Here is a 23,153-nt window from a genome sequence, read left to right on the forward strand (position 1 = left end):
ACGGGGGTGTGGGTTCCCGGGCATAAAAACGGTGTTTACGCACGCCATCGGACCGGTGTGACGCGAACCGCAAGCAAAACGATTTGGAAACGGCGGCTCGCCGGTGTAAACTCATGTGGTCACCGGGCCTATAGCTCAGTTGGTTAGAGCGCAGTCCTGATAAGACTGAGGTCGATGGTTCGAGTCCATCTAGGCCCACGGTTACGAGGAGGGTTATGAAACGGGTTGTTTTCTTCCTCGGCTCACTTGCTGCTGGATGTTGTGCTGTCGCTGCCCTGGTGCACGTGATGGATGAGCATTCTCGTTGGCACCACGTTCCGGATCCCGCGCCGGAATCTTAGGGGCTATGGCGCAATTGGTAGCGCACCTGCTTTGCAAGCAGGGGGTTAGGGGTTCGAGTCCCCTTAGCTCCACCAGACTTCCTTGATGTTTGGCCTTTAGCCCGCTCGTACAGTGTTCGTATGAGCACCGTTTTCTCCGTTTTTGGGTTTCTTATGCACACTTCGGTGCGCCCGTGCCGCTGGCGCTGGCGGGCGGCGGCCTGCCATCCTGACGGCCTTGCCAGTCCAGCCAGCAAAATGTACGTGGGTGACAGTTTTAAGCGGGTTTTATGTTCCTGACGTACATTTTGCGGCTCATCAGGTCCGAAATGTACATTTTGTGAAGCCGAAAGCCGAGGTCAGGTGTCTTATAGGTCTCACCCGGGCTGCGCGAAATGCAAGGCACCCGGCGCTGGAACGCCGGGTGCCTCTGATTGAAAGGAAATGGTCATGCAATGAAACACTGACATTTCAATCCTGATTATATCTTTATGCCGCCTAGTAGTGGAAATCAACGCAAAGCTAAGGCGCGCACCCCTAACTTGACTTGGCTCATTTAGTCAGAAGGTATCGATATCAATCCTCTGCGACGATGCGCATGACCTCGTCCATGGAGTACCGAATACCGTCGTCTTGCTCCCGCGCTTGCCGATAGAGTTCCGTATCAATAATTTCTTCAACGCGTTCCAGGGCAGCTATATCTAAGGATATCTTCAGCAGGATCGCCCGCGCGCTATAAACTGACGACTGTGCGGTCCATAAACTGACGACTGAAATCCCCACAAACTGACGACTCGATTTCCGATAAACTGACGACTCGATTTCCGATAAACTGACGACTCTATACTTTTGCCGCTAGATTTTGCGGTGCCGAAGAGACGATGGCGGGGAACGTACTGCGTTTGTGGTACATACGCGGTACAGCTCGGAAAGAACATACCGTCTCCGGCGCCGCCCGGACCTCGTGTTCCGAATCCGCTCGCACCCGAGCCTCGCGCGCGTGCTACCCACGCCTCCGCCCCGGCGCACTCCCGCCCCCGCCAGCCCACCATCAGGCACTTTCCAGCGCCCTCCCAGGCCGCGCGGTACCCTAGAGATGCCGGGCAAAGCAGCCCGGATCCGAACATAGAGCCGAACATAGACGTCCAGGAAGCGATGGTGAGGAACCATGCACACCGAGTCCCCGGGCCTTGACCGCAATGCCCCCACTCCGATTTTTCGGCAGCTCGCCACCTGGATGCGTGAACAAGTGAGTACCGGTGCGTGGCGGCGCGGTGATCAGCTTCCCATGGAAATCACCCTCGCCGAACAACTCAATGTGGCCCGGGGGACGCTGCGTAAAGCCGTGGATCAGCTCATCGACGAAGGTCTGCTGGTGCGGGTGCGTGGGCGCGGCACGTTCATCGCCCACGATATTGTGCGCTCGCCGCTCACCTCCTCCCTCACCACCCTCGCCGAAGAACTTGAGCAGCGCGGCATCGACTACACCACCCGGGTGCTCGCGCAGGAAGTCATTCCTGCCCCGCCGCCGATTGCGGCTGCGCTAGGAGTAGACGGCAGTATTTTCCACCTGCGCCGCATGCGTGGCGATGCCGAAGGCTCCATCACGCTCCTTGATAATTGGGTGGTTCTCCCCCCGCTGTGCGCGGAACGTGCCATCCTCGTGAAACAGGATTACGCGGAAAATTCCCTCTTCGGCACTCTGGAAAATGGCCTCGGCATCGCCCTCTCGCACGGCAGCCGCACAATTTCGGCCACCGGGGCGGATCGCAATCTTGCGCGTATCCTCGGAATTCCGCACGGTTTCCCGCTTATCGATATGAAGCAAGTAACCTACGACGCCTCCGACCGCCCGGTAGAAACTTCGCGGATCTGGATTCGCCCGGATCGCCTGCGGATTCACTCCATCGTGCACCGCACCCCGCTACCGGCCTAAACTTGTCCACTAGCTGTACCTACTTGTATATACTTGTTCACGCTGCTACCCTCGCCTTAACGCACGAGTTCGAGGGGGAGCAATGCGAATACTTGTTGTCGGCGGCTACGGCGTCGGCCTGTCATTTTTCACCGCGCGCCCGCCCGCGGATGGAGAAACCATTTCCGGGGCGCGCTTCAGCCAAGAACACGGCGGCAAAGCATCGAACCAGGCAGTCGGGGTAGCTCGGTTAGGTATCCCGGTCAGCTTACTCACCGCTGTCGGTTCGGATTGGTACGCCCACGCCGCACGTGAGATGTGGGCGGCCGAGGGTGTGGACGCCTCCGCCGTTGTCACCAAAGAAGGCGTGACTATGGTTGGTGCGATTATTACGGATGCCACCGGGGAAAATCGCATTATCCTAGCCAACGGAGTCTTAGACCAGCTCAGCCCGGCGGATATCGGTGCGCACGCCGCCGTTTTTGAAAGCGCGGATACGGTCCTCATTTCCTGCGAAATTCCCGCGGCCAGCGTGGCCCGGGCCATCACCTTTGGGCGCGCGGCCGGAGCGCGCGTCATCCTCAACCCGGCTCCGGTGCCGCGCCTACCCGAACATGTGTTGCGGCAGGTCGATGTCATCACGCCGAACGAAACAGAAGCGGTCGCGCTTTTGCAGATGTTGGAGGACGACGTCGCAGCCGCCGAGCTCGCGTCCCTCCCACCCCAAGAGAAAGCCGCGCGTATCGCCCAAGCCCTGGAGTGCACCGTGGTACTCACCCACGGAGCAGCGGGTTGCTATGTGTGCGAAAGCGGGGGCAGGGCGGAGAAAATTCCAGCCGAGAAGCCGCGCGCTGTTGTGGATACCACCGGGGCGGGGGATGCCACGAATGCGGCACTCGCGGCGGCGCTTACCTGCGGGGCCGGACCGGTGGAGGCGGCTCGCTTCGCGAATTGCGCCGGTGCTTTTACCGTAGAAAAAGAAGGAGTGCTGCCGGGTATACCCAGCATTGACGATCTTCATACCCGCTTTGGTGCCGAACGCTGCGCCGTCGTACTTCCACGAAACTCATAACAATCCCAACGGAAGGATAAATAATGGAAAAAACTACGCGTATCGCGCCGGAAAATATTACGAACCCGCGCGATTTAGCTCCGTATATCCAACACACCCTCATTAAGACCGGAACTACACGGGCCGAATCGATCCGCCACGCCGAGCAGGCCATCGAATACGGATTCAACGCGGCAATGGTCGCCGGATCTCAGGTTCCTATTACCGCGAAGGTGCTGGAAGGAACCGGGATTGAGGTGGCCTCTGCCCTTGATTTCCCGACCACCGGGGTGATGACCTCCGCCGGGAAAGCCGCGGAAGCCGAAGCGCTGGTAAAGGCCGGCGCTACCCAGATTGATATCGGGGTGCAGATCGGGTGGCTTAAAGACGGCGAATATGACAAGTTCCGCGAGGATATTGCCGGCGTCGTCGCCGCGGGTGTGCCCGTCAAAGTGATGCTTGAACTGCCGCTCCTCACCGAGGATGAACGCCGCGCCGCGGTGGAACTTTCCGTGGAAGCCGGTGTGAAGTACCTCAAAAATGCGTCGTCCGGCTCGGTGGAAAAGGCGAGCGTCGAATCCATTAAGTTCTTGAAAAGCCTGGCACCCGCGGGCGTTCTCATCAAGGGATCAGGTGGTATCTCCACCTTTGACCATGCACTATCTTTGATCCGGGCCGGAGCGGCCCTGGTGGGATCGTCGAACTCGGTCGCCATCGTGACCGGGGAAAACGGCCACGAGAGTTACTAGGAGCACTCATGACGAAGGTACCTTTTATCCTCGATACTGATACCGCGCAGGATGATTGCGTGGCGATTCTTTTCGGCCTTCTCGATGAGCGGGCTGATTTGCGGGCTATCACCATGGTGGCCGGAAATGTTGGTTTTGAGCGGCAGATTAAAAATGCGCAGATGACGCTCAACGCTGCCGGTAAGCTCGGCGCGGTCCCCATTCACGTGGGTTGCTCGCAGCCGATGCTACGCGAGTGGGTGTCTGCCGAGGACGTGCACGGTGACGGCACCGGCGGCTTGAGTATTGATTTTACGACGACGCACGTCGAGGATGAGCACGCTGTTGACGCTCTTCTTCGTATTACCGCTGCCCAACCGGGTGAGGTGAGCGTGGTAGCGATCGGGCCGCTGACGAATATCGCGACCGCGGTAGTCAAGGACCGCACTTTTGTAAAGAACGTCAAGAGCCTCTACATTATGGGTGGATCTAATAACGGCCGTGGAAATACGATTTCCGCGGCTGAATTTAATTTCTATGTGGATCCGGAAGCCGCACAGATTGTTTTTACGGCCGGCTTTGAGGATATTCACGTGGTGACCTGGGATCCCATCACCCTGCGTGATGCCACCATCACCCGTGCGGAATACAATGCGCTGGCCGATAAGGATACGACCCTCGCGAAGTTCTTCAAGAAGGTATGCGATACCACCCTGGACTTCAACGAATCGGTAGGAGTGGATGGCTCCACGCATCCCGATTCCATGACACTTGCCACGCTCCTACATCCGGAACTTATCCTCAGCGAAAACCGCTACCGGGTGGATATTGAAACCAGTTCGGAGCTCACCCGCGGATATTCGGCCATGGCCTGGGAGAAATTCCCGCTGCCCGCCAACGCGTACGTGGTGGAGGAAGCCGATAAGAAGGCGTTCTTCGCGCGGCTGGATGCCTTGCTCGCACAGCAAACTACCCCGAACCAGCCCTTCGTGGGCCTGGCCTAAGTTCTGCCGGATATCGGTCCATAATGCGTGAAGGAGAATTCCATGGCTGAACTCTCAAGGGAGCTCCCCTCCGAATTTATTGAGGGGACCACGGTGCGCGCCGCCGGGAACCGCGCGATTAACCCGAAGCTGGTACTCACCGCCCTCATGCTGGTGATCGCGAGTTTCCAGCTCAATGCCACAATGCTGGCACCGGCTATCGGCGATATGGCCAGCGCCCTCAATACTAATGCCGGGGTGATCGGCTGGAGCTCCACGGTGTTCCTCGCGGTAGCCGCGGCGCTCGCGATTTTCTTCCCGCCGCTGGCCGATAAAATCGGGCGGCGCGTGACCCTGTTGATTTCCGTGAGCTTTATGGTGGTGGGAACGGTGCTGGTACTGGTGACTAGCAGCGTGGCCATGCTCATGGTGGGGCGCTTCCTCCAAGGTTTCTGCGGGGCGACTTTCGCGCTGGGTAACCTCACCCTGCGTGCCATCCTGCACCCGAAGAAATACGGTTTCTATATCGGTTTGGTTGCCGCGATTAATTCCGGGGTAGCCGGGATCGACACTCTCCTGGGCGGAGTGATTGTGGATCATGCCGGCTACAAGGGAATTTTCTGGACGATCTTGGCTTTGGAAGTGCTGGCCCTCATCTGCGTGGTGGCCTGGGTCCCGGAAACCCGTGTTCCGGCGGCCAGCCGCATGGACTGGGGCGGGGCAATGACCCTCACCGGCTCGCTATGGTCGGCAAATATGGCACTCACCTTCGGCTTCGGTTCGCTGGGCTGGGGGAATACCTGGACCATTGTCGCAATTATCGCGGCGGTGGTGCTGGCGGTAGCCTTCGTGCTGGTGGAGCGCGGGGTTGCGGACCCGTTGGTCCCGCTGCCCGAGCTGGTCAAACGCCAAACCTGGGGCGTGACCGGGACGGCGTTCTTCACCCTGGCTTCCGCTTTCTCGGTGCTCATGTACCTTATCCCGGCGGTGTCCCAGGATGTGGAGAACGGTCTGGGTATGGGCGGTACGGAATCAGCGCTGCTCTACCTCACGCCCTTCTCGCTACTGGGCTGGCTGCTGGCACCCTTCGTAGGCAAGTACGCCCCGCGGCTGGGCTACCGCGCGATTTTGCGCGCCGGGCTGCTGGGCAGCATCGTGCTCATCACAGGTGTGGTGGTTTTCGGGTTCGAGAACCGCTGGGTGCTCTTCACCCTGGCCTTCCTCATGGGTGCCACCTATACCGCGATGTCCAATACCACCCTCAACGCCATGGGCGTGCTTTACGCTTCGCCCACCCGGCCGGGGGTGCTCCCGGGTCTGACCTCCGCGGCTTTCAACCTGGGCGCGGGCGTGGGTACCGGGGTGATGGCCTCCTTCGTGGCTCGTAACGCGGTAGCCGGCGATATTACCGCCGGGTATTCGCAGGCCGCGATTGTTGGGTTGGTCTGCGCGGTGATCGCCTTCGCGATTTCTCTGGCGCTGCCGGCCCAGGAAACGACCGGAGGTGAGAAGATCTAGGCTATCTGGTGAGAGCGGGGTCGCGGGTTTTTCTGCCGTGCAGTTTGCATGCGGCGGCGAACCCGCGGCCCCTCTTTTCTCGGTAGGGTGGAGGAGTTACACCGCACGCAAAAGATTCGCACGCAAAGGATAGTTGTGACTGAACAGTCCTATGTTTCGCGGCGTCGCCGCCCGCCGAGTTCACGCCACTATAGCGCCACCCAATTGCGCGATGCCCGCCTGGCGGTGAGCGCGCTCTTCTTCACCAACGGTGCGATTTTCGCTAATATTGTGCCGCGTTTCCCCGAACTTAAGCGGATTCACGAGCTCGATAACGCCGTGTACGGCCTTGCGCTCGCGGCTTTTCCGGCCGGTGGCATTATCGCGGGGGTTTTCGCCGCGCCACTCATTCGTAAATTCGGATCCGCGCCGGTGGCGGTGGCCGGTACCCTTTTCACCGCGCTCGGTCTTATTGTGGCGGGTGTGGGGCCCACCGGAATCTTCTTCGCGGCCGGAATGTTCCTCGGGGGCGCCTGCGATGCGGCCACCGACGTGGGGCAAAATGCGCATGGCTTGCGGGTGCAGCGCCATTACGGGCGCTCGATCATTAATACTTTCCACGCGACCTGGTCCGTGGGCGCGATGAGTGGCGGGCTCATGTCCGCCGCCGCGATCTGGATTGGGTTGCCGGTGCCCGCGCATCTGGTGCTGTCCGGGACGCTGTGGGCTGTTGTCGCGCTGGTGGCCCGACGCTTCTGCTTGCCGGGGAACGACGCCGCAGACCCCGGGCCAAGCGGTACGACCGCAGATCACGCTGGTGACGGGGTAGGCGCGCCGGGGGATGGGTCGGCGTCGTCGAACCTATCTGAGGGTACGCAAGAAGCCGCGCCTTCCGGGGCTCCCGTGCCGGCCGAAACTTCGGGACCACTGACGTTCCGCACCGTGGCGATGCTGGGTGCGCTTGTGCTCATTGCCACGATGGGTGGTCTTATTGAGGATGCTGGATCCAGTTGGGCGACTCTGTACGTGGGGCAGCTCGGTGCCGTGGGAGGCTTAGCCGCGGCGGGGTATGTCGGTTTGGTTGGCTCGCAGTTCGTGGGGCGGCTGCTGGGCGATGGGCTGGTGGATCGCTTCGGGCGGCGCACCGTGGCCCAGGGCGGGGCGGCGCTCATTACCGCGGGGATGGGGCTGGCGCTGCTGTTCCCGAGCGTGCCGGGCACGATTGCCGGTTTCGCGGTGGCCGGTTTTGGTTCGGCCACGCTGGTGCCGGCGGCTATTCAACAAGCTGACGAACTTCCCGGACTCAAACCGGGCACGGGCCTGACGGTCATTTCCTGGCTCATGCGCATCGGTTTCCTGGTTTCCCCGCCGATTGTGGGTATGGTGGCCGATACCTTCGGGCTGCGCACCGGTCTGTGCGTGGTGCCCTTCGCCGGCATCACGGTACTTCTCCTCAGCTGGACGCTGAGCCAGGGCGAGCGGGGTGCTCAGAGTGAGCGGGACATCCCCACCTCGCCGCGGCCCAGCGTCCGGGAGGAAGATGAGAGCCAATGCTCTTAGATCTTGTGCTTCTTAGTACATATCGGTCTTTACATTGAATGTGGATACGACTCGGCGGATTTCGTCATCACTGAGGCCGGTTCCCTTTCCACCGCTCGCGGCGTTCATGTGTTCGTACATGGCGCCGGTTTCGAGGTACTCGATGGTATCGACCGCGGAAAGCGCGGAAGAATCTGAGCGAACCATAATTCCGTGCTTGGCCCAGAGCGCGATGCGATGATCGCGAAGTCCGATCACATTGTTCTCCATGAGTTCGTCGCTACCGGGAACCATGAATTCGAGGACGGCGATACCTTCGGGAACCTGAACGATGGTTTCCGGCTCCCACCGGAAGATCATGCGATTGAAATCCTTGTTGTTGAGAGTCTCGGGAATATGTGAGAGCGCAACGAGGTACGGAGGCTGCGCGTGCACAATAGCCTGGAAACTCACGCCGCGCTGAGCCACCTGGTCGTTATGCACCGCAAGATGCGAATTGAATTCGCTCGTGGGGCGCTGATACGCCTTGTTTGGATGCGTGTACCAGGTACCGGTTTCGCCACCTTCATCCACAATGAAAGCCGACACGTTCTTTTCGGGCGCGTCCGCAACCTCACGCAAACGGCATCCTGATCCGGTTACGAACACCGTTCGTCCCGCCAGAGCAGGTACCTTCCAGGGGAGCTTGACGCTGGCCTGCTTTTCCGGGAAAACTGATTCGAGATCGGTATCCCAATCAACGGAAATAGAGATATTTCCGGCGCCGGCTTCCGCGGCGTGCAGGTGGTCGAGGCGACGTCCGGTCACTCCCATTTGTTCCAGGAGGGCGTCAACAGTTAATTGAGAAGTCATGGTCTCTCCATCTTTGTTAGAAAATTCGACGTCGGGCTTCTTGCCAAACGCTTTGATTGTTCTGGGGTGTATAGCTGGTGAGTTCGGTCGATGCACGTACAACCTCGCGTAGTGAGGTAAGTGAATCCGATATCGAACCAGCCGTTCGTGCCTGGAGTAAAAGATTTCCAAGCGCCGTTGCTTCCGTGGGGCCTGCGACGACGGGAAGTCCGCACGCATCGGCAGTTAGCTGACACAGTAATTTGTTCTGAGATCCTCCTCCGACGATATGGACGACATCTATATCCATCTGTGCAAGATGTGCAGCCTGCTCGATGGTTTGGGCATGTGCAAGAGCTAAGGAATCGGTGATACAACGGGCATATTCTCCAATATCCCGGGGGCGTGGTTGCCCACTTGCTTCAGCTAGAGAATCAATTCGGGCGATCATATCTCCCGGCGTCGCGAAGATCGGGTTATTGACATCGATAACAGTGCGAAGGGACGGTGCTGATGCCGCAAGGGAAACGACCTGAGCAATTGAGAGACTGGGATCGATTTCTTTCCATTGGGCCACGCAACCATTGAAGATCCACATCCCCATAATGTTCTTCAAATAGCGGGTGGTCCCATCAACACCGAGCTCATTAGTGAAGTTAGCTTGCTGAGACTCTTCACTGAGGATCGGCGCTTCTAATTCAAGTCCGGCCAATGACCACGTCCCGCACGAAATGAAAGCGAAGTTCTTGTGTTCACTAGCGGGCACGGCTGCTACCGCTGACGCCGTGTCATGACTACCCACCGCCACCACCGGAGTGCTTTCTCCGTTCTGAGTGCGTAGATCGCAAATCTCAGGCCGAACAGCACCAATTCGAGTTCCAGGTTCGATGAGTTCGGGTAGTTTCGCGGAGATATCAATGCCGGATATCTCCTCATATATGCCAGTCATCTCGGGCGACCAGGATCTAGTGCGCGGATTGACAAAGCCAGTTGATGACGCGTTTGTTATCTCCGCATATTTCTTTCCGGTCAGCCAATAATTGACGAGGTCTGGCAGGAGGAGGAGCGATTCTGCCTGTTCCACGACCGGCCGGTAGTCTCTGCTGTGAGCAGCTGCGAGCAATTGGAAAATTGTGTTGATATCTATGTTTTGCAGGCCGTTATGTGTGTAAATATCCGTTGCCGAGTAGCGGGAATACACTGTTTCAGGAACGCCGTGAGTCCTGCTATCGCGATAGCTAAAGGGGGGACTGATGAGTCCGCCTTCCGCACCGAGGAGGACGTAATCAACCGCCCAGGTATCCACGCCAATTGACTCGATAGACGTTCCGCGTAGATTCTTCAGTGACGCGCAAATATGCTCCCACACCTGGAGTAGCGGCCAGAAAAGGTTATTCTTCTCGGTGCCTGGAACACAGATAGGTCCGTTTGGGAATCTAGTGATTTCGCCTGTCGACTTCAGTTTTCCGTCAGCGACTGTGCCGGTTATGACTCTGCCGGAGGAAGCACCTAAATCGATGGCAACAAAAGTTTTCATTACTCTAATTCCTCATTTGAGCTTCGGGCCGGGCCCGTAAGAGCTCGGCCCGAAGCTGGTGTGGCGCTCAATAGTTTCAATAGTTCAGAGCGGGATGGTTAGTAAGACTCCGTAGGGAAGCGGGAGAATTAGGCACCCCAGCTTGCCTGAGTTCCGCCAACCCGTTCCTTCCGAATCTTCTCCAGATAGCCCGATTCCATAAAGGCCCGCATGGGATCCGGATCAATGCCTTGGGACTCGCGCAATTCGCCCAGGAGGCCGCGGACGTCCGTGTAGAAGGCATCCATAAGAATGTCATTCGCCCCGAGAACATCTCCGGCCACCTGCTTTTCCTTGAGAGCATCGCGATCCACGAGCAGGGCCTTCGCGGTCATTTCCTGCACATTGGTCACGGAGCGGATTTCAGCCGGGATTTTTTCTTCCAGGTTATGGCACTGATCAAGCATGAAGTTCACGGGCGATCCTTCATCCAGGGCACCGGCCGCGACGATCTCATTGAGAATGCGGAAGAGCTGGAACGGATCCGCAGCCCCGACGATAAGGTCGTCGTCGGCATAGAACCGAGAATTGAAGTCAAATGCACCAAGGCGTCCCACTCGGAGGAGCTGAGCCACGATGAATTCGATATTGGTTCCGGGAGCATGGTGGCCGGTATCAAGAACCACCATGGCGCGTTCGCCCAGCGCCTGGCACTGAACAAGCGACGTGCCCCAGTCCGGAACATCGGTGTGGTAGAAAGCCGGCTCGAAGAACTTGTATTCCAGAACCAACCGCATATCGTCATCGAGTTCGGCGTAAATTTCCGCAAGCGATTCCGCCAGCCGATCCTGACGCTCCCGAATGGAATCTTGACCGGGGTAGTTGGTGCCATCAGCCAGCCAAATCTTCAGATCCTTCGATCCGGTCTTGCGCATGATATCGACGCATTGCTTATGATGATCGATTGCCTTCTGGCGGATCTTCGGGTTCACGTTGCACAAGGAGCCGAACTTGTAATCTTCGTCCTGGAAAACATTCGAGTTAATCGTCCCGATTGTTACACCCAGGTCCTCCGCGTGCTTGCGGAGTGCATCGTAATCATCGGTGAGATCCCACGGGATGTGGAGAGAAACTTTCGAGGCAGCGTGAGTATAGGCATTCACCTGTGCCGCGTCAGAGACTTTCTCGAAGGGATCACGCGGGACGCCGGGCGTTGTGAAAACACGGAAACGCGTACCGGAATTTCCAAAAGCCCACGAGGGGAGTTCAACATCTTGGCGTTCGAGGATCTCGCGGTTCTTCGCGCTGAGATCACTGAGTTTCACCATTGTCTGTTCCTTTCTCAATATTTCTTTGCGGTTTTATTTCGACGACGCAGCTGAAACAACTCGCCCGTACCGCTCGATCTCGATATCCTCGAGCGACTTGCCCTGGGTCTTCGGTGCGCCAAGGGTGCCAACAATGAGAGAAATCGAGAGGAATCCGATAAGGATCAGTCCGTCGATCATGAGTCCGTTCTCCCACTGGAGGATGACCGGGAAGATAAGGGAAATTAGGCCGGATGCGACTCGTACCAGGAAGAAGATGATTCCCTGCGCACCGGCGCGGTACGGAGTGGCGAAGAGTTCCGGTGCCCAGACCGAGTAGAAGGCCTGGGCGGAAGGACCAGCCGAAATTCCCCAGATGATCGCGTAACCGAAAGCGGTGAAGGCGGAATCGGAAGGACCGAAAATGAGGATCAGCCAGGCAACGATGGCCAGAACGGCGCCGATGAAGAAGTGGGTGCGGTAGGGCATCGTGTCCACGAAGTACATGAAGAAGACGGTGCCGATGATGACCACGCCCCACGAGAGCATCGAGAAGAGGTTTGAGGCCAGCTGGTCGTAGCCAACGCTATTGAGGATGGTCGGGAGGAAAATACCGTTTTGCGAGGCGGCCTGGTTCCAGCAGGTGTAGATAACCGCGAGGAAGATCAGTGCGCGGATATTGCACTTCCAGGAGAACAGTGCCTTGAAGGACTGGAACATTGAGGGCGGCTTGGTTTCGGAACCACCCTTGGCTTGCTGCCAGGCCTCTGATTCTTCCAGATTTCTGCGGATATACCAGGTAATCAAAGCGATAACCACGAGGTGAGCGAAGACCAGTCGAGATCCGAGCAGTCCCAGGGGTGTCACGGCGCTCGCGAGACCGAAACCGATGAACGGTCCGAATGACCAGGCCAATTGGGTTGCCCCAATATGCCTGCCTCGACTTTCGGTTGGTGCAAATTCAGCAATATATGTCCAACCTGCTGGAACTGATGCACCTACCGCAAGTCCGATTATGACGAATCCTATGAAGAGCATCGGGAGGTTACCGGCGAAGACCACAATAAGTCCACCCAGTGCGTAGACGAGGAGGTCGTAGGTGTAGATGACTTTTCGTCCGTATTTGTCACAGAGCGGTCCACCAATAAGAGCACCGATGGCGGCACCGAAAGCATTGGAACTAAAAGCAGCGAGCAATCCCGCGATTCTGCCGTTGTCGTCGGGGAAGTACGCGGCACCCCAAAAACCAAGCGAGGTCGCAATCGCAATAATGGACCCTGAGTCAATGTAATTGGACATGGAAACGGCGATCGTTGCCTTCCATCCGGTTAATGGCTTTTTTGACATGTTCTCTCCGTTGAAATCAGATGTCACTGAAGATAGAAATACTGGGATAAGAAGTAGTTCGTGCCGCCATCAGGCTGTACAAAGTACTGAGCCATCTCGGCCTGCCACTTGGTGTTAATCTCCTCGTTTTCCATGCAGTTCATCGCTTGCCAGACGTCATCGGCTTCAAAATAGCCAAAAACAACGGCGGTTTCCGGGTCGACGAAGAGTGAGTAGTTCCGCCATCCGGAACGTGACAAGGCGTCGCGCATCTCTTCCCATACATGGCAGTGCGCTTGGAGATATTCATCCAACTTGTCTTCACGGACTCGTAAAACAAAGCCACATCTTGAATCAGACTTCTGCGTCGTGTCATTCAAAATCTGGTCAACAGTCGGGGTGCTAACCATAAGTCAACTCCTTCGTTGAAGGATTGAAAGGTTTCAATCCGTAATGAAATACTACGTTTGATACGTTTCAACGTCAAGTGGCAAACGTTGTTTGCTTCTGAGCAAACGCAGCTTGGTTGCTTATTCGCGCGGCTGCGCTACCCAAAGAAAGGGCGCAATAACGCCACTTTCGGGTATTAATTGACAGGTTGGCGTGGGGGCGCCGTCGATTCTCGAATTATCAGCTCAGGAATAAAAGCAATGTCTTGAGCTTCGGCGGGTTGCTCCAGAAGAAGGCGAGCTGCGGTTTCTCCCAGTTGCTCCATGGGCTGACGAACGGTTGTCAGCGGAGTGATGAGTTCGCGGGCAACGTCAATATCATCAAAGCCAATAATGGACATATCGCGTGGGATAGAAAGATGATGCCGCCTGGCAGCACGCATTGCACCGATGGCAAGGGAGTCGTTGGCACAAAAAACAGCGGTAACTTCCGGGTGGGAGGAAAGGAGCTTCGTCATGGCGCGTTCACCGCTTGCGGCATCAAAACGCTCGGCGCTGATTTCCACCAAGGTCAGCAGGTCATCGGATTTCATAACGGTCTGGCGAACTCCTATTCTTCGCGCCTGCGCTTGCCGTACTTTAGCTGAGCCGTTGATAAAGCCAATGCGATGATGGCCGAGACTTCGAAGGTGCTCGATAGCTATTTGAGCACCTTTGGTATCGTCAACGGAAACAGCATTCATCCCGTCCTTGAGCGCGGGATGATCAAGTAGAACGAGGGGTATTCTCCGAATTTCGAGAAGTTCGAGGCTTTTCTCGGCACCTGAGGACGGTGTCAGAATAATTCCACGTACTTCCTGGCCGAGTAGAAGGCGAAGTAAACCAGCCTCGCGGTCGGGATCTCCCCCTGTTGAACCGATAACGGGAAAACATGATTCTTCTGCCAAACGGGCTTCAATCGCGCTTGCGGCAGCGGCGAAAAATGGATTGGCGACGTCGAGAACTAGGACTCCCACCAATTTGGAATCGACTTTACGTAAACGGCGCCCGGCTTCGGAGGGAATGAACCCGAGTTTTTCGATAGCTGCTTCGACCTTTTTACGCGTGTGGTCGGAAACCCGTTCCGGATGATTGAGAACGTTGGAAGCAGTTCCTAATGACACCCCGGCTAATTGTGACACCTCGCGGATACTGGGACGTCGAATCACGTCTCCTCCTCGGAATTGGAACGGTAATATTAGCCATCCTAGGCGAGTTTCTTTACGGGCGGCACCTTCCACATCACCACTAAACACTTACGCGAAAAAGACCTCGCCGCGAAACGAGACCATCCGGTCCGGAACCAATTAATTCGGAGCTTGCCACGACGTGCGCGGTGTAGGCAACCATTTCTGCCCCAAAAACGTGTCGTAGCCTCCCGGTAAACTGATGGCATGAGCGACAATGGAGCCCAAACTCAGCAAGAACCGCGCGGCCGCGCCACCCGCACGTCCCTGATTGCGGCATTTCTGGTGCTTGCACTCGGCGTGGCTGGCGGGCTCTGGTGGTGGTTCAATGGGAGAACCTCCTCAACTCCGGCGGCTGGCCCCTCGGCTACCGCAACGGCATCGGCTGAGGCGGGCGGAGCGGCAGGTGCGTCGTCGTCGCCCATTACCGCGGCGGAATCTAGCCCCGCGCCGGTGCCCGGCCCCACGGATAAAGAAATGCGCAACGGAACCTATATTCTTCCGGATGTGTGTTACAGCAAACGTAACCCGCCCGCGCCTGTGACCGTGGCGCACGGGAAGATTCTTCCGGATCGCGAAACGGGGATGCAGCCGGGAACCATTCACCTCACCGAGCCGCTGGTGCTCGGCGGCGTGGAATATCGCGCGGTCGCGATGTCCTGCGGGGTGGGGGACCCGGCCATCGGCGCCATCGGGATTTACGATGCGAACCTCAGGCTCGTTTCCGCCATTGGCAACCATCAGTGGGGTGTGAAAAACAGCGTCCGGGGCACCCACATCGCCCAAGATTATGACGGCCTGTGGTCCTTTAGCGTGCATTCCATGGAATTCAAGGCCGGCCAGGCGCGGATTACGTACACGTCCTATACGCCCGTCGGTGGAGTGACGCGAGCCATGGAACGCGCGTATCCGCCGCATACCACCACCGTGAACTTCGTGTGGAACGGCAGTCAGTTCGTGCAAACGGGCGAGGTGTCCTTCCAGTTTGAGGACGGGCATTCCGTCACCGCACCCACCGAAGAACGCGCGCAGGCTGACCGTCAAACCCTTGCCGCGGCGGGATCGGAATGGGAAAATCTGCTCCCCGAACTCACCGGCGATCCACGCCTCACGGATGAAGAACAGCGCACCGCCGCCGCTGCACACCCCGTTTTCCGCGGATGCAACGCTCGCGAACCCCTGAGCACCACAGTCAGCGGCGGGCATGTGAAAGATACCGGCGGGTACGTGAGAGAAACTGATCGCTTTGACGCACAGGTGCCCGGCGAAGGCGATATCAAACCGCGCCCCACCGATATTCTCTGCGTCTTTTCCGTGGACAACCCGGCAGTTGAGAACGGTCTAGCGGACTATACCTACTACCTTGTGTACGACGGCGCCACCTCCGGCACCCCACCCCTCATCAACGTAGGAATGCGCCCTTAGCTGCACTTAGTTCTGGGCCGCCAAGATATCCACCGGCCAATCGGATAGCTCCAAGCGCTGCCCGAAAGCCACCCCACCCGGCTCCAGCAGCGGCGCATGCTCAGCAGCCAGCTCCACCGGATCAAAACCAATCGCATCAATAAAAGCAGCCACCCGGGAACGTGCGGCAGCGTCATCCCCGGCCACAGCCACCGTACGGCGCGCCGGAGCTCCGTGCGGGCGAGCCTCCGCGGCCAACTCCGTATACCCCGCATGATTGAGACTCTTGACGATAGCCAGCTCCGGATAGCGTGCTTGCAGCGCGGCGGTGGTGTGCCGGGCAGGTGCAGCGCTGGTATTCGAAATGCCATTGGCCGCGGCCCCGTCGGTCGCCTCCCAGGCATTCGTGGCATCAACAACAACGCCACGAACCCCGGTCAAATCAATCGAAGCAAGTGCAGGCCGCGGGAGCGCCAAAATCAAAATATCCGCCGTGCGGGTCAGCTCCTCGAAAGAAACCAGGCGAGCGGTCGGCAGCAAGGTCGGCAAAGTGAGATCGTAGAGCGGATTACCCGGACGCACGCTTACCGCCAGTGGAAAACCCGCCTCCGCAGCCAAGCGTCCTATAGCAGTGCCAAGCTTACCCGCCCCCAGCAGGCCGATCAGATCTTTATCCCCAGTGGTGTTCATAAAGAAAGAACGGAAAGCGAGCGGTGAAGTATTCCCAGGGCCACTGGCGGTGCCACCCCCTCATCGCGGGCCCTGCCGCCAAAAATAAAACACATTATATCCAAGTGAGTGTAGCCTGACCTTCCTATCTTTTCCACGATTTCCGCATAAGAATAAGCCTAGAAGTACCACTAATGGAGGTTCTAGTTGTGGAGAAATGCGCAATTGAAGCATGCGAATTCAAGCATGGGGACATGGGTCGCTTAGAAATGTCCGATACCATGGCGGGTATCCCAGGTGTGTTGGGTATTGAAGCGATGAACCGGCTGCGGGCCGGAGTGCTCGGCGCGAACGATGGCATTGTTTCCGTGGCTGCGGTAGTGATAGCCATGGGTGGTGCGCGGGCCTCAAGCACCGCGATTCTGCTCGCCGGGCTCGCCGCACTCATTGGTGGCGCAGTATCCATGGCGCTCGGTGAATACATTTCCGTTTCCTCCCAGCGCGATGCGGAACTGGACGCGCTGCGGCGCCGGGCGGGTGTAACGTCCCGGGCGAGTGTAGCGCGCTGTGCGGATGTAGCATGCCGGAGCGCCGTGGCGGGCGGACCCGCCACGGAACGTGACATTGTCTCTCCCTTCGGAGCGGCCTTCTCGTCCTTCTTCTCTTTCCTCGCTGGCGGTGCAGTTCCCTTCGCCGCCAGCCTGCTCGCCCCGCTCGGTGCCATCGCCCCAATCTGCTTCGTGGTCACCGTCGCCGCGCTTGCGCTCACCGGCTGGATCGCCGCGTGGATCGGTCAAGTCCCGCCGCTGCGCCCCACCCTCCGCACCGCCGCGGGCGGTACCCTCGGCCTCGCCCTGACCTTCGGTATCGGAGCACTTTTCGGCCAAGTAGTGTAGTATTCAATCAGGCGCGGCGCTGGCTCGTTCTGTGGCTAAGCTCAGACTGGAAGTGTGTCCCGGCCCGTCGGATCTCACCCGGCCCTCGAAAGGACCTGATATGACCTACACCTTCGGAATCGATACTTTTGGCGACGTCACCGCCGATGCCTCCGGTACCAAGCTCAGCCACGCCCAGGTGGTGCGCAATGTGGTGGCCGAAGCGGTGCGCGCCGAAGAGGTCAGCATCGACATTTTCAATATCGGTGAACACCATCGCGACGATTACGCAATCCCCGCCCCCGATGTAGTCCTCGCCGCGATTGCCGCGCGCACCCAGCGCATCCGTCTCTCCTCCGCCGTCACCGTCCTCAGCTCTGACGACCCGGTTCGCGTGGTCGAACGCTTCGCCACCGTGGACGCACTCTCCAACGGTCGCGCCGAACTGATGGTGGGCCGCGGCTCCTTCACCGAATCCTTCCCGCTGTACGGCTACAACCTGGCCGATTACGAGGATCTCTTCAACGAAAAACTCTCCCTACTCACCGAACTCCTCGCCCGCAACGGCCAGCCCGTCACCTGGAAGGGCGGGCCCCACACCCAAGCGCTGAACGCCGTAACCCTCTACCCGCCACTCGAACACGGTCCGCTGCCCACCTGGGTGGCCGTGGGCGGCAGCCCGGAATCGGTGGTGCGCGCCGCCCATTACAAACTCCCGCTCATGCTCGCGATTATTGGTGGCCCCACCTCGCGTTTTGTTCCGTTCACGGATCTGTACCGGCGCGCCTGGGAGCAGTTCGGGAACGACGGCGCAGCTGAGGTCGGCTACCACTCGTACGGCTACGTTGCTCGCACCGACGAGGAAGCCGTGGCTGACTTCTTCGACTACTACGTGGAAACGAATTCCCGCATCGGGCGGGAACGCGGTTGGCGCCCGCCTTCGCGGGAGGCGTATCTCTACGAGGTGAAGAACGGGGCGCTGGCGGTGGGTTCACCGGAAACCGTGGCCCGCAAAATCGCCACCGGCATGCGCGAGCTAGGTGCCACTCGCTACGACCTCAAGGTCTCCTATGGCTCGCAGCCTCACGAACAGAATCTTTCCTCCATCGAGCTTTTCGGCACCGAAGTCATCCCGCGGGTCAAGGAGCTGCTGGCCGGAGAATAGCTGGGCCGCGGAGTAGCTGGCTCGCAGCATCCGCGAATATAAGGCAGATATAAACCAGCGCGGCCCGGGCATATAACAGCCCGGGCCGCGCTCGCTACTGCTGTGTTAGTTTTACTTCTCCGCGATATCTTCGACGATATCCTTGGCCTGGTCAGCCGCGTGCTGCGCGGCTTCCTTGGCCTTATCGGCTACCTCTTCAGCCGCATCCTTGGCTTCGTGTGCGCCTTCCTTGACGGCATCTTCAGCCCGGGAGCCAGCACGCTTGGCTTTATCCGCTACGTCGCCAGCTGCGCTTGCGGCGTCGTTCACAACCTCTTCCGCAGCTTCCGCAACCTCCTCAGCACCGGCCTTCACGGAATCCTCCACATCTTCCGCGGGATCCTTCACGCCGTCCACATCTTCCCAGTAGGCCTCCGCCCAGGGATCCTCCGTGGGCTGGGAGCGCTTCCACAGGTAGTAGACCGCAACCCCAAGGCCGCCGACCAGCGCGATGGTGCCGAAAACTCGGCCCTTCCCGCGGGACTTCTTCACCGGTTCGGGAGTTTGAATCTCACGCGAGGCCACCCGCGCGATCTTCTGGCCGCGTTCGGCCACCGTACCCTCCCCCTTGGCGGCCTCGGCGGCGGCGTGCAGGGCACGCTGGGCGCGCGGGAGGTAATCATTGCGCACGTTCTCCACGAACTCCGAAGCGTTATCGCGGGCCTGCTCCACGTAGGGCTTGGCCTTCTCCGCAAGATCGTTGCCCACGGCCTTCGCCTGTTCCACGTACGGCTTCGCCTTTTCGGCCAGCTCCTGGGCGCGTGGTGCCGCCCATTCGTAACCTTGATTGGCGTAATCGCTCAGGCGTTCACCGGCCTGCTTCGCGTAATCCTGGAAATCGGACGCGGCGCTCTTTGCCTTGTGCTCCCACTTCTTCTGATTCCGCTTCCCCTTGAGCTGGGCTTTCTTTGCGGTGCGTTCGGCCTGGCTGCGCAGGTCATCGATTTTCGCCATAATGGCGTCAACCTCCCGCTGCGCTTTCTTGGCACGCTTGTCCGCGCGGCTTCGTCCACAAGCCATCGTTGACCTCCTACCGTTGAACCACAGAATTCTCCTGCGATTGAGTACCCCTCTATTGTTTCACTTTTCACCCCCCATTTGTCACGTGAATCACGTTTGCTTTTCGCGTGGCATAAAACCATGAGGTGTGCGAGACTTGAGCGCATGGAAGCAATTTTTCACACAAGCGAAGGCGATATTCGCGTCGAACTCTTCCCGAACGAAGCGCCCGAAACGGTCGCTAATTTCACCGGACTAGCTCGCGGTGAACGCGAATGGACCAATCCCGCCACCGGTCAGGCTTCGACCGATCCGCTGTACAACGGAACGATCTTCCACCGCGTGATCTCCGGTTTCATGATTCAGGGCGGGGATCCGCTCGGTAACGGCACCGGTGGTCCCGGTTATACGTTCGACGACGAAATCGCCCCCGGCCTCAACTTTGATGCCCCCTACGTGCTGGCCATGGCCAATGCCGGAACCCGCTTCGGCAAGGGCACCAACGGTTCGCAGTTCTTCATCACCGTGGCACCCACCCCGTGGCTGCTCGGCAAGCACACCATCTTCGGGAAGGTTGCCGATGAGGAATCCACCAAGGTTGTGGATAAGATCGCCGCGGTGCCCACCGGCGGAAATGATCGCCCGCTCAATGACGTGGTGATTTCCTCCGTCGAGATTATTGACTAAGCAATACGCAAAATTCCGCATACGTGATGAGCGGGGTGGTACCCAGGTACCGCCCCGCTTTTGTGTGCTCTGCCGGCGGCGATGCTCGCCGCGCGCCAGAACACTCACTCAACACTCATCCCAACACTCAACTCAACACTCACATACATGAGTGTTGAGTTGAGTGTTAAGTTGAGAGCTCGTAGGATGGCGCTATGCGCATCCCCACAACAAGCGAGGAAACGGGCCGTCTTATTGAGGGTTTTCGCCAGCAAGGGCGCGATTCTCAGCACATCGAAGTGAAAGCGGCCGCCCACGGCTTGCCCAAAAGTATCGTGGAGACTATCTCGGCATTCAGCAACGGTTCGGGTGGCTTGATTGTTCTTGGCCTCGATGAGGCCCGCGGCTTCACGCCGGTTCCTAAGTTCCCGGCAGCGCGGATTTACGATGCGCTCGCGGGGGTGTGCAGCGATAGCCTCACGCCACCGGTCCGCGCGGATATCGCCATGGTTCCCTATGGAGACACCACTGATGGAGAAACCACGCTGGTCATGGCCGCGATCCCGCCGCTCCAGCCGCGCGATAAACCCTGCTATGTCACCACCCGCAATGTGTACGGCGGATCCTATATCCGCACCGGCGATGGGGACCGCAAACTTTCCGCCTACGAAATTGATCGCCTCCTGGAAAACAAAACACAACCGCATTGGGATACCGACCTGGTGGAGGAAGCCAGCCTCGATTCCCTAGACCCAGACCTCCTCCACGCGGTCCTAGAACGCGAACGCCTCAACCACCCGCGCATTTTCGGGAAACTTCCGGATGAAACCGCGATGGAGCAGCTACGTATTATCGGAACTGGCCCGGATGGGCAGCGCCATCCCACCCTGGCTGGTCTGCTCTGCTTAGGTACGTATCCCCAGGAGTTCTTCCCTCGCCTCACGGTTACCTACGCGGTTTACCCGGGATCAACCAAAGCTTCTTCGCTTTCCGGGCAGCGGCATCTGGACTCGGGGACGCTGGCGGGTCCCATTCCCGCCCTGGTGGCCGACGGTGTCGGCGTCGTCGCAAAAAATATGCGGGTGGGTGGCGTGGTGCGCGGTGCTTTCCGGCATGACCTGGTGGATTATCCGCTCGTTGCGGTGCGCGAGGCGCTCACGAATGCGCTTATGCATCGCGATTATTCTCCGGTGGCGCGCGGCACCCAGGTGCAGTTGAACCTTTACGCGGATCGTTTGGAAGTGATCAATCCAGGCGGGCTGTTCGGCACGGTCACCATTGATTCCCTGGGCACAACCGGGCTGTCTTCCACGCGCAACCAATTCCTGGCGCGGCTGCTGGAATCCACGCCTTTCGAAGAGGGCGGTTTTGTGGCGGAAAACCGAGGGAGCGGCTACCAGGAAATTATGACTCAGCTGGAGCGGGAAATGCTTCCGCCAGCGCGGCCCGTCGACCGGTTGGATAGTTTCAGCCTCACCTTCGAGCGCCGCCGCATGACCCCCGCGGAGCAGGGTGCCGCGGCGGGAACGTCCTCGCGTGAGCGTGTTCTTGAATATCTGCGCACCCACGCCAGTGCTACCAGCCGCGAACTCGCGGGCGCTGCCGGGATTAGCCTGGGCGGCACCCGGGCTGTGCTCAATACCCTGGTCACTGAGGGGCAGGTGCAGCGCACTGAGCCTAAGACAAGTCCGAAGCAGCGTTACCGCCTCGCTCAACCTGGCATTTAGGTGCACTCGCGGCTCGGCGTGCGGGAACACTCACTCAACACTCATCCCAACACTCAACTTAACACTCACATACATGAGTGTTGAGTTGAGTGTTAAGTTGAGAGCTTGCGGGCTACACCCGGTTCCGCATCTATCCGGTTCCGCATCTATCCGGTGCCGCGCCTGTCCGGTACCGTCCACCCGGTCACACCCCCGCGCCGTCCGGTACGCTTGATTCAGAGTTGTCGAGCGGGATGACCGCGCAGAGAGGCCGAAAGTGCACAACGTTCCCAAGAAGCGCCGTCTTCAGATCCGCAAACCCGTCCCCTATGTCACCATCACGTTGATCGTGGTGAATGTGGCGGTTTTGCTGGCCCAATGGCTCGACGCCCGCGTGGGGCAAGTCCTCATTTTCGCCCCCGGCATCGCCCACGAAGAGCCCTACCGCTTCATCTCCTCCACGTTCATGCACGCCGGCTTCACGCATCTGCTTTTCAATATGTATGCGCTGTGGCTGATCGGTTCGGTGCTTGAGCGCATGATCGGCTGGTGGCGTTTCCTGGGGTTGTACCTGCTCAGCGCGGTGGCCGGCAACGTCATGGTCCTCTACACCGTCTCCACCGACATCGACTACTACACCGGCACCGTCGGCGCATCCGGCGCCGTCTTCGGCATTTTCGCGGCGATGTTCGTGGTGCTGCGGCGTTTCGGCGGCAGCTTCACCCAAATGGCGGTGGTCATCGCCATCAACCTCGCGATCAGTTTCCTGCCCGGCACCAATATTTCGTGGCAGTCCCACGTGGGCGGGCTCCTCATGGGCGCGCTGCTCATGGCCGTGATTTCGCGCCGGCGCCGCGTTTCCCGCGCGCTCACCGCCCGCGATATTGCAGTGTTGCTGCTCGGCGCGGCATTCCTGGTGGCCGCGATTTTCTTCGGGTACCGGTAGGGGAGCGTCAAGCTGCGCCGTCGTTCTTTCTTTGTACGACGACGCCGCCACCTCGC

General features: G+C 58.9%; 21 protein-coding genes and 2 tRNA genes. 15 read left to right on the top strand and 8 right to left on the bottom strand.

Going from position 1 to position 23,153, the window contains the following annotated elements; genetic code table 11:
* Positions 1-124 precede the first annotated feature (124 nt).
* From HMPREF9237_RS02065 to HMPREF9237_RS02105, 9 genes are all read left to right on the top strand, one after another.
* Positions 125-198, top strand: a tRNA-Ile gene (locus HMPREF9237_RS02065).
* A 17-nt stretch (positions 199-215) separates the two neighbouring features.
* A complete protein-coding gene (locus tag HMPREF9237_RS09785; protein ID WP_269208109.1) occupies positions 216-341 on the top strand; it encodes a hypothetical protein in 126 nt (41 codons plus the stop codon).
* Positions 341-416 (top strand) — tRNA-Ala (locus HMPREF9237_RS02070). Before HMPREF9237_RS09785 ends, HMPREF9237_RS02070 begins: the two co-directional genes overlap by 1 nt.
* A 1,072-nt stretch (positions 417-1,488) precedes the next feature.
* The gene (locus tag HMPREF9237_RS02080) at positions 1,489-2,256 is read left to right on the top strand and encodes a GntR family transcriptional regulator (protein ID WP_016442063.1); all 768 of its coding nucleotides are present in this window, start codon (positions 1,489-1,491) and stop codon (positions 2,254-2,256) included.
* A gap of 82 nt (positions 2,257-2,338) precedes the next feature.
* Complete coding sequence (locus HMPREF9237_RS02085; RefSeq protein WP_016442064.1) at positions 2,339-3,307, top strand: ribokinase; 969 nt, start codon at positions 2,339-2,341, stop codon at positions 3,305-3,307.
* Between the two features lie 23 nt (positions 3,308-3,330).
* On the top strand, positions 3,331-4,035 hold the full coding sequence (gene deoC, locus HMPREF9237_RS02090) for a deoxyribose-phosphate aldolase (RefSeq protein WP_016442065.1): 705 nt from the start codon (positions 3,331-3,333) through the stop codon (positions 4,033-4,035).
* An 8-nt stretch (positions 4,036-4,043) separates the two neighbouring features.
* Positions 4,044-5,018 (top strand): nucleoside hydrolase, encoded by a 975-nt coding sequence (locus HMPREF9237_RS02095; RefSeq protein WP_016442066.1) that lies wholly within the window; start codon positions 4,044-4,046, stop codon positions 5,016-5,018.
* Positions 5,019-5,060: 42 nt separating this feature from the next.
* Entirely contained in the window at positions 5,061-6,515 is a 1,455-nt protein-coding gene (locus HMPREF9237_RS02100; RefSeq protein ID WP_016442067.1) for an MFS transporter, read from the top strand.
* Positions 6,516-6,650: 135 nt separating this feature from the next.
* Positions 6,651-8,054, top strand: coding sequence for an MFS transporter (locus HMPREF9237_RS02105; RefSeq protein WP_016442068.1), 1,404 nt, complete (start codon positions 6,651-6,653; stop codon positions 8,052-8,054).
* A gap of 12 nt (positions 8,055-8,066) precedes the next feature.
* On the opposite strand, the gene HMPREF9237_RS02110 is transcribed toward HMPREF9237_RS02105, so the two are convergent.
* The 6 genes from HMPREF9237_RS02110 to HMPREF9237_RS02135 all read right to left on the bottom strand — a co-directional run bounded on the left by HMPREF9237_RS02110 (position 8,067) and on the right by HMPREF9237_RS02135 (position 14,610).
* A complete protein-coding gene (locus HMPREF9237_RS02110) occupies positions 8,067-8,885 on the bottom strand; it encodes a class II aldolase/adducin family protein (protein ID WP_016442069.1) in 819 nt (272 codons plus the stop codon).
* Positions 8,886-8,901: 16 nt separating this feature from the next.
* Positions 8,902-10,401 (bottom strand): rhamnulokinase, encoded by a 1,500-nt coding sequence (locus tag HMPREF9237_RS02115; RefSeq protein ID WP_016442070.1) that lies wholly within the window; start codon positions 10,399-10,401, stop codon positions 8,902-8,904.
* 128 nt (positions 10,402-10,529) lie between these two features.
* Positions 10,530-11,708 carry an L-rhamnose isomerase gene (gene rhaI, locus HMPREF9237_RS02120; protein ID WP_016442071.1) on the bottom strand — a complete coding sequence of 393 codons (1,179 nt, stop codon included), beginning with the start codon at positions 11,706-11,708 and terminating at the stop codon, positions 10,530-10,532.
* 33 nt (positions 11,709-11,741) lie between these two features.
* The gene (locus HMPREF9237_RS02125; protein ID WP_016442072.1) at positions 11,742-13,034 is read right to left on the bottom strand and encodes an MFS transporter; all 1,293 of its coding nucleotides are present in this window, start codon (positions 13,032-13,034) and stop codon (positions 11,742-11,744) included.
* Positions 13,035-13,057: 23 nt separating this feature from the next.
* Positions 13,058-13,423, bottom strand: coding sequence for an L-rhamnose mutarotase (locus HMPREF9237_RS02130; RefSeq protein WP_016442073.1), 366 nt, complete (start codon positions 13,421-13,423; stop codon positions 13,058-13,060).
* 176 nt (positions 13,424-13,599) lie between these two features.
* Positions 13,600-14,610: a LacI family DNA-binding transcriptional regulator gene (locus tag HMPREF9237_RS02135; RefSeq protein ID WP_016442074.1), complete on the bottom strand. Its 1,011-nt coding sequence runs from the start codon at positions 14,608-14,610 to the stop codon at positions 13,600-13,602.
* A gap of 225 nt (positions 14,611-14,835) precedes the next feature.
* On the opposite strand from HMPREF9237_RS02135, the gene HMPREF9237_RS02140 reads away from it, so the two are divergent.
* Positions 14,836-16,053, top strand: a complete 1,218-nt coding sequence (locus tag HMPREF9237_RS02140) for a hypothetical protein (RefSeq protein ID WP_016442075.1) — start codon at positions 14,836-14,838, stop codon at positions 16,051-16,053.
* A gap of 6 nt (positions 16,054-16,059) precedes the next feature.
* Here HMPREF9237_RS02140 and HMPREF9237_RS02145 read toward each other — a convergent pair whose 3' ends face one another.
* Positions 16,060-16,722: an NADPH-dependent F420 reductase gene (locus tag HMPREF9237_RS02145; RefSeq protein WP_016442076.1), complete on the bottom strand. Its 663-nt coding sequence runs from the start codon at positions 16,720-16,722 to the stop codon at positions 16,060-16,062.
* Positions 16,723-16,955: 233 nt separating this feature from the next.
* Between HMPREF9237_RS02145 and HMPREF9237_RS02150 the strand changes: the two genes are divergently transcribed.
* A complete protein-coding gene (locus HMPREF9237_RS02150) occupies positions 16,956-17,597 on the top strand; it encodes a VIT1/CCC1 transporter family protein (protein ID WP_196800224.1) in 642 nt (213 codons plus the stop codon).
* A gap of 100 nt (positions 17,598-17,697) precedes the next feature.
* The gene (locus HMPREF9237_RS02155) at positions 17,698-18,741 is read left to right on the top strand and encodes an LLM class flavin-dependent oxidoreductase (protein ID WP_016442078.1); all 1,044 of its coding nucleotides are present in this window, start codon (positions 17,698-17,700) and stop codon (positions 18,739-18,741) included.
* Positions 18,742-18,852: 111 nt separating this feature from the next.
* Here the strand turns inward: HMPREF9237_RS02155 and HMPREF9237_RS02160 are convergent, their stop codons facing one another.
* The gene (locus HMPREF9237_RS02160) at positions 18,853-19,800 is read right to left on the bottom strand and encodes a hypothetical protein (protein ID WP_016442079.1); all 948 of its coding nucleotides are present in this window, start codon (positions 19,798-19,800) and stop codon (positions 18,853-18,855) included.
* A 144-nt stretch (positions 19,801-19,944) separates the two neighbouring features.
* Between HMPREF9237_RS02160 and HMPREF9237_RS02165 the strand changes: the two genes are divergently transcribed.
* From HMPREF9237_RS02165 to HMPREF9237_RS02175, 3 genes are all read left to right on the top strand, one after another.
* Positions 19,945-20,466 carry a peptidylprolyl isomerase gene (locus tag HMPREF9237_RS02165; protein ID WP_016442080.1) on the top strand — a complete coding sequence of 174 codons (522 nt, stop codon included), beginning with the start codon at positions 19,945-19,947 and terminating at the stop codon, positions 20,464-20,466.
* Positions 20,467-20,660: 194 nt separating this feature from the next.
* A complete protein-coding gene (locus HMPREF9237_RS02170) occupies positions 20,661-22,172 on the top strand; it encodes an ATP-binding protein (protein ID WP_016442081.1) in 1,512 nt (503 codons plus the stop codon).
* Positions 22,173-22,428: 256 nt separating this feature from the next.
* Complete coding sequence (locus HMPREF9237_RS02175) at positions 22,429-23,097, top strand: rhomboid family intramembrane serine protease (protein WP_016442082.1); 669 nt, start codon at positions 22,429-22,431, stop codon at positions 23,095-23,097.
* The last annotated feature ends 56 nt before the right edge of the window (positions 23,098-23,153 follow it).

The sequence above is a fragment of the Actinotignum schaalii FB123-CNA-2 genome, from assembly GCF_000411135.1.
GTDB lineage: Bacteria > Actinomycetota > Actinomycetes > Actinomycetales > Actinomycetaceae > Actinotignum > Actinotignum schaalii_A.